The 6,108-nt window shown below is 43.7% G+C and carries 9 protein-coding genes and 1 tRNA gene; 2 read left to right on the forward strand and 8 right to left on the reverse strand.

Going from position 1 to position 6,108, the window contains the following annotated elements:
• Window positions 1–2: 2 nt before the first annotated feature.
• Window positions 3–1,007: a tRNA preQ1(34) S-adenosylmethionine ribosyltransferase-isomerase QueA gene (gene queA / locus O8C65_14180; protein MCZ7358069.1), complete on the reverse strand. Its 1,005-nt coding sequence runs from the start codon at window positions 1,005–1,007 to the stop codon at window positions 3–5.
• A 114-nt stretch (window positions 1,008–1,121) separates the two neighbouring features.
• Window positions 1,122–1,898: an S-adenosyl-l-methionine hydroxide adenosyltransferase family protein gene (locus tag O8C65_14185; GenBank protein MCZ7358070.1), complete on the reverse strand. Its 777-nt coding sequence runs from the start codon at window positions 1,896–1,898 to the stop codon at window positions 1,122–1,124.
• 57 nt (window positions 1,899–1,955) lie between these two features.
• Between O8C65_14185 and O8C65_14190 the strand changes: the two genes are divergently transcribed.
• Window positions 1,956–2,029: transfer RNA gene (locus O8C65_14190), tRNA-Arg, on the forward strand.
• A gap of 49 nt (window positions 2,030–2,078) precedes the next feature.
• Here the strand turns inward: O8C65_14190 and O8C65_14195 are convergent.
• The 3 genes from O8C65_14195 to O8C65_14205 are packed head-to-tail and all read right to left on the reverse strand — an operon-like array spanning window position 2,079 to window position 4,222.
• Window positions 2,079–2,633 (reverse strand): XTP/dITP diphosphatase, encoded by a 555-nt coding sequence (locus tag O8C65_14195; GenBank protein MCZ7358071.1) that lies wholly within the window; start codon window positions 2,631–2,633, stop codon window positions 2,079–2,081.
• Window positions 2,630–2,815, reverse strand: a complete 186-nt coding sequence (locus tag O8C65_14200) for a hypothetical protein (GenBank protein ID MCZ7358072.1) — start codon at window positions 2,813–2,815, stop codon at window positions 2,630–2,632. The genes O8C65_14195 and O8C65_14200 overlap by 4 nt, the downstream gene beginning before the upstream one ends.
• A 6-nt stretch (window positions 2,816–2,821) precedes the next feature.
• Entirely contained in the window at window positions 2,822–4,222 is a 1,401-nt protein-coding gene (locus O8C65_14205; protein MCZ7358073.1) for an aspartate kinase, read from the reverse strand.
• 93 nt (window positions 4,223–4,315) lie between these two features.
• Here O8C65_14205 and O8C65_14210 point away from each other — a divergent pair, with 93 nt between their 5' ends.
• Window positions 4,316–4,465: a hypothetical protein gene (locus O8C65_14210; protein MCZ7358074.1), complete on the forward strand. Its 150-nt coding sequence runs from the start codon at window positions 4,316–4,318 to the stop codon at window positions 4,463–4,465.
• A 6-nt stretch (window positions 4,466–4,471) separates the two neighbouring features.
• Here the strand turns inward: O8C65_14210 and O8C65_14215 are convergent, their stop codons facing one another.
• From O8C65_14215 to O8C65_14225, 3 genes are all read right to left on the reverse strand, one after another.
• Window positions 4,472–4,867 carry a transcriptional regulator protein gene (locus tag O8C65_14215; protein MCZ7358075.1) on the reverse strand — a complete coding sequence of 132 codons (396 nt, stop codon included), beginning with the start codon at window positions 4,865–4,867 and terminating at the stop codon, window positions 4,472–4,474.
• A 275-nt stretch (window positions 4,868–5,142) separates the two neighbouring features.
• Window positions 5,143–5,643, reverse strand: a complete 501-nt coding sequence (locus O8C65_14220) for a GNAT family N-acetyltransferase (protein ID MCZ7358076.1) — start codon at window positions 5,641–5,643, stop codon at window positions 5,143–5,145.
• Window positions 5,644–5,698: 55 nt separating this feature from the next.
• Window positions 5,699–5,923, reverse strand: a complete 225-nt coding sequence (locus tag O8C65_14225; GenBank protein MCZ7358077.1) for a hypothetical protein — start codon at window positions 5,921–5,923, stop codon at window positions 5,699–5,701.
• Window positions 5,924–6,108: the final 185 nt, after the last annotated feature.

Here is a 6,108-nt window from a genome sequence, read left to right on the forward strand (position 1 = left end):
GATTACCTGAAAACCAGCATTGAATCGCCGAAACTGTAGAACCTATATGAATGCGATATGGCTTCATCATAAGCAGCCATCAGCCTTTCCCTGCCTGCAAACGCGCTCACGAGCATCAATAATGTGGATTTAGGGAGATGGAAGTTTGTTATTAATGCGTCAATTCCTGACCTGAACCTGTAGGAGGGATAGATGAAAAGCTGGCTGAACCCTTCCATGGGGTAGATTTTGCCATCCGCACATGCACTTTCAAGTGCCTTTACAGTGGTAGTCCCGGCAGCTATCAGCTTTCCCTTGTTCTCATTTATCAGTTCTGCATTTTCAGGGCTGACAGAAACATATTCCGGTTCCATGACATGTGTTTCGATATTTTCAGCCTTAACGGGGGTGAATGTCCCAAGACCTACATGAAGCGTGATATAGGCGACATTAACTCCTTTTTCCGCAATCTTCTCCAGCAAACCGTTCGTAAAATGAAGGCCGGCAGTGGGCGCCGCTATCGAGCCTTTTTCTTTTGAATACACCGTTTGATAGCGGTTCCTGTCCTCAAGTTTTATCTTGATATAGGGAGGAAGAGGTGCATCCCCTATTTTATCAAGGATTTCATGCAGGTTCCCGTTGCAATTGAATTCCAATAGATACCTGTTAGAGTTCGGATTATGTACGACTTCAAGGACCTTTGCCTCAAGCTCACCAAAATTCAATTTCGTCCCTTCGCGGATATTCTTGCCCTGAACCAGGCACTCGTATCCAGGACCACTTCTACTCACCACCAGAGCCTCGACATGGCCACCTGTACTTTTTTTGCCTGAAAGCTTTGCGGGAATGACTCTTGAGTCGTTAAGAACAAGGGTATCCCCGTCTTCAAAATAGTCAAGGATATCCGAAAAACATCTGTGCTCGATATGTTTCCCAAGCACCATTAATCGAGACGCATCCCTTGGTTCTATCGGGGACTGTGCGATAAGCTCTTTTGGAAGATGGTATTCGAAATCGCTGAGTTTCATCTGCTGCTTAGTTCACAGGATGAGTTAAGTAATTTTTCTTGGTTTAATCCTCCGGCCTGATCACGGCACAGTAATTATCTGAACTGGAAGCAAGAATGGATTTATGCTTCGACCTTAGATTTTTATCAATATCTCATCACCCAGGGTTTTGTTGAAAAAAGCTGCGGCATTCCCCATATTTACCGCAATTTCAAGGAATCCATGGCTGCCAATTAATGCCAGGGGCTCTCCCGTTCCAGAAAATCCATAAGAGCTAAGAAAAGGAACCTTTCTTCCCTGGATCTCGAGCAAATCGCCATATTTGAATTCTACGATATCGGATGATATGTTTGTCACAATGTTCCCGAATGAATCGATAAATATGATCATGCCCTCCAGCGCACCTTTTTTCTTCCTTCCTTGTCCAAATTCCAGATCTATATAATCAAATATCTGTTCCCCTGAAGCCCTTATATCCAGTCCTTTTGAGATATGCGCTCCAACCGGCGCGAAAATATCTCTCCCATGAAATGTGCCGGACACATTCTTACGGAACAGCTTCTCATTTGTAATTATATAAGCCTCAAAATCCCCAATGCTCCTTGCTGCGGGGATGAGAAGACCGTTATCAGGACCCGTAAAATAATGGGTTCCAAAATAATCAGATTCAGCCTTAACTGCAATCTGACGACGCTCCGTTCCTACCCCGGGATCGACCACAGCTATATGCACAGTCCCGGATGGGAAAAACCGCGCGCAGGACATCAATATGAATGCTCCGGCGCGTATATCGTACCTGGGAATTGAATGCGAGATGTCGACTATACTGGCGGCCGGATTGATGCTCAGGATTACCCCTTTCATGGAAGCAGGGTACACATCCCCGAAATCTGAGAGCAGCGTTATGACCATAGTTCTTCAAGAAACATTTAATACCTGTTAAACTATAAAACCCGATGTCAAAAATATGGACTCGTGGGGTAGCCAGGATATCCTAGCGGGCTTCGAACCCGCGGACCCGCGTTCGAATCGCGGCGAGTCCGTTCATATCTCCCAGTTGATAGCTGGTTATGGATTCATTTTACTTTTGCATTAAGGCTTGACTTTCAACCACTCTGCGAATTTAGTGAGAGCTTGATACCTGTGAGATAACTTGTTCTTCTCATCCTCTCCCATCTCCCCAAATGTCCTGCCGTTCACCTCAAATACAGGGTCGTATCCAAAACCAGCATTTCCACGGATATCTTCAGATATTCTTCCGGCCACTTCCCCTGAAAAAACCAGCGCTTTCTCCCCAGGGCGGCAGTAACCTATCGCGCATCTGAAGACGGCCTTCCTGTTCACCTCATCTTCCATCAGTTTAAGTATTCTCCTATTTCCGAGAGTATCAAGAACATAAGCAGAATACGGGCCGGGGAATCCCTCAAGCGCCTCTATGAACAATCCCGAATCATCAACCATGACCTCATGGTTCAGTTTATTCGAAGCCCACTCTGCCCCGAACCGTGCTATACCTTCAAGCTCTTCCTCCTGCAGTTCAGGATAGCCGCAGTTGTTTTGCTCGATCGTTATGCCAAGAGGTAACAAGATCTCATTTGCTTCCCTGACCTTATGGGGATTACCAGTTACGAAAATGATCTTTCTCATGATAATTTCCGTTTTTTCCGCTCCAATGTCCTTTTCATAAATTCCCTGTATCCGGGGCTGTACTTCATGAGGATCAGGATTATCGGATAACGGAGGAACAGGACAAACGAAGCTATTCCGATGGAAAAACCTATGATAAGAGCAATTTTTGACCCGAAAGGAAGACTGTTGAAATCGATCATGAATGATTATTTTTCGCGATCAAGGCCAAATTCCTTATGAAGAACCTGGACCGCTTTTTTAGCGCCTTCTTCGCTCACGACGAATGAGATATTGTGCTGGGATGAGCCCTGGCTTATCATTATCACATTGACAGCGGCTTTCCCCAGCGCCCCGAAAACCCGCCCTGCAACACCAGGAGTATTTGCCATGCCAGCGCCCACAACTGCCACAACAGAGATGTTCCTGTCGTGGGTCACTTCTTTAATTGTCCCGTTCTTGAATTCAGATTTTATCGATTTGACGGCTTTATCGAGATGGTTTTCATCCACGACAAGGGAAATATTCGCCTCCGAAGAACCCTGGCTTATCATTATGATATTTACACCGGCGTTCGCCAGAGTAGTGAACACACGGGCTGCCACACCGATCGTCCCAACCATCCCGGCTCCTGATATGTTGATGAGCGCAACGTTCTTTATCACGGTAACGGCTTTTACGATATCCTTGCTCGGCTTCAGGTCTTTCACAACAATGGTTCCCGGTGATTCGGGATCGAATGTGTTCTTAACTCTTACCGGTATACCGTGCTTTATTGCAGGTTCAATCGCTCTTGGATGCAGTACTTTTGCACCGAAATAGGAAAGCTCCATTGCCTCTATATATGAAATAACCGGTATTGTCCTTGCTTCAGGAACGATCTTTGGGTCGGTCGTGAGAATACCATGCACTTCCTTCCATAGCCATATCTCGTCAGCTTTAAGAGCGGCCCCGATTATGGATGCCGAGAAATCCGAACCACCGCGGCCGAGCGTTGTAATGATCCCGGCTTCATTCTCCCCGATAAAACCCGTGATAACTGGGATATTATCGCTTAGGAGGGGTTCGATACGTTCCCTCACAAGAGAATATGTTTTTTCAAGAGGTTTTGCATTGCCGTATTCATCTGTGGTTATTATCCCTGCTTCCCCTCCAGTAAAAGATCTGGATCTAACTCCAATGGAGTTAAGTGAACCGCACAGGATGGGAGCAGCCAGCCGTTCGCCATAGGATGAGATGTAGTCAATTGAACGTACCGTTAGTTCACCGAGGTAGCAAATACCAATGAGTGCTTTCTCAAGTTCTTCTATGCGGGAATCGATCTCCTGCGTTACTTTTTCAACGATCCCATTTGTGTTAATGGCATCGTGTGCGGCCTGGTGGTGCTGCTTGGTCAGGTCGGCGATGAATTCCTTTACCACCGATGTTTTCCCGGTTTCTGAAGCCTCTTTAGCACTTTTCAAGAGTGAATCGGTAACGCCGCTGAGAGCTGAAGTCACAAGAACTATCTCATTTCCATTATCTTTATACCCCTTTACCAGTTCTGCGACGTGCTTCATACGGGGGCCATCGCCCACTGAAGTACCGCCGAATTTCATCACCAGTCTCATGGGGTTTCCAATCGTTCGAGGTTCTATTAAAGATTTTGCAAATAAATTCCATGGCGATAAATAGAGCCATCTATTATATGCACTGCGAATCCATTGCGTGAAAAGCTTTTCACCGCATGCAGCGCACCCGCCGGATTTGAGCAGGCCATACCTGTTCTCCATGGCGCTCATGGGGCTGCCTGTGAGGATTTCTCCATCACACCTCCGGGTAAGGCACTCCATGTGGTGGGCGTTATGATCTGATGTAATTTATGATGAAACAGGTTTGCTATGTTTCAATTGCTTAAGCCGTTTTATTCTTGACAATGTTATCTCTGCATCTTTATTCCGCTTTTTTTCGAAGTCCGCTATTATCTTATCCGCACCAACTTTAAGCGAGTAAATTTTAAACGGTCTGCCCTTACCTTGCGTTTTCTTTTGTTCCCACTCGATTATCCAGTCGCGTTCTTTTAACTCCTTCATGGCAACGCTGACTTCAGGTTGATGCAATCGAGCACCTTTCTCAAGTTCAATCGCTGTAGTTTCATTCACATTCCTGAGATAGGCAAGCGTCCTTGCAACGTTCCTGTTCATCCCAAGATTAATGAGTGCTTCTGCAAATTCTTCATCTTTCTCATCAAGTTGTTTTATATTGAGGGATTTCATATAGACTCCAACTCCTATAATATATTATATAATAAATTGTTACTATTAAAGCTTTCCATTATATCAGCATAGTCTTGAGGTAAACGTATATTTTTCTTGGCAACAATAATTCCATGATATTTTTCTATCTGATCAGGCAAGATTTGATCATGCAGGTATACATGCCGTCTGCTTATGCCTGAAAACAAGGAATATGGCGGTCTCCTTTGAGTTCGTTCTATGCCTCACACCTGAACCGGGTTTTGATTCATAATTGGATTAACCTATTCAATACATCACCCAATTTTAGAGAACCACTTTTTATCTCCAAGAACTACAGATGTTTTTATCTTAAGTTCAGGAGTTGACCAATATTTCCTTTGTAACCCGTATCCCTCCTCCAGGGGAACCAATCTAAACCCATTTTTTTCATAGAATCGAATCGCATTGATATCATTCAACCATGTGGCAATCAAGATGGGTTCTTGTGTAAGTTTTTGAAGATAGGATAATAATTTTTCCCCTATACCCCGGTTCTGTTTGGTCGGGCACACATAAGCATGTCTTATTAGAGTCACATCTTGTTTCTGTTGAATACCCATTACACCGACCAGTTCTCCATTTTCTTCATAGCCATAAAGTACTATTCCTTCATCCAGCTCATGTCTCAGTTCTTCTTTGGACATGTATGGCTCTTTCCAATATTCTGCGGGGATAATTCCTTTATATACCCAGGCAGCACCATTGATGATCTCGTAAATCCTGTCGAGATCAAGATTATTGTATTTTCGTATCACGATTTAATGCCTCTTTCATAATGCATATACCATAATAACGGCACTGTGATTAAGATTATAAGTAAACTCCAATAGAACGGGCTGTCGTATTTGATTTTCGTCCCCCTTCTTTTCCAGGATGAGAAAAGACCGTAAATGCACAATAAACAATAATATAGACAATAATATCTCTTGATAAAGTATCTGCTGGAACGTGTAAACCATTCTTGAGCGCAACAACAAGGCTTAACAAACAGATTCCAGCTACTATTGAGACTTTATCTTTATCATTTAATTTCATAATTTTGTATTGCACCATTGGTTTTACTCAATTGTTTCAGGATAGGGGTGGTTACCAATTCATGAGTTAGCCTTATAAATTTAACTATTTTTTATACTTGCAGCAAAATTTATTATATACATCCCCTCATTAATATTTTAATCACAAATTCCAAAGAGGGGATGTACATTGGAGTTTAATGTAGA

Origin of the sequence: Candidatus Methanoperedens sp. (genome assembly GCA_027460535.1) — an archaeon.
GTDB lineage: Archaea > Halobacteriota > Methanosarcinia > Methanosarcinales > Methanoperedenaceae > Methanoperedens.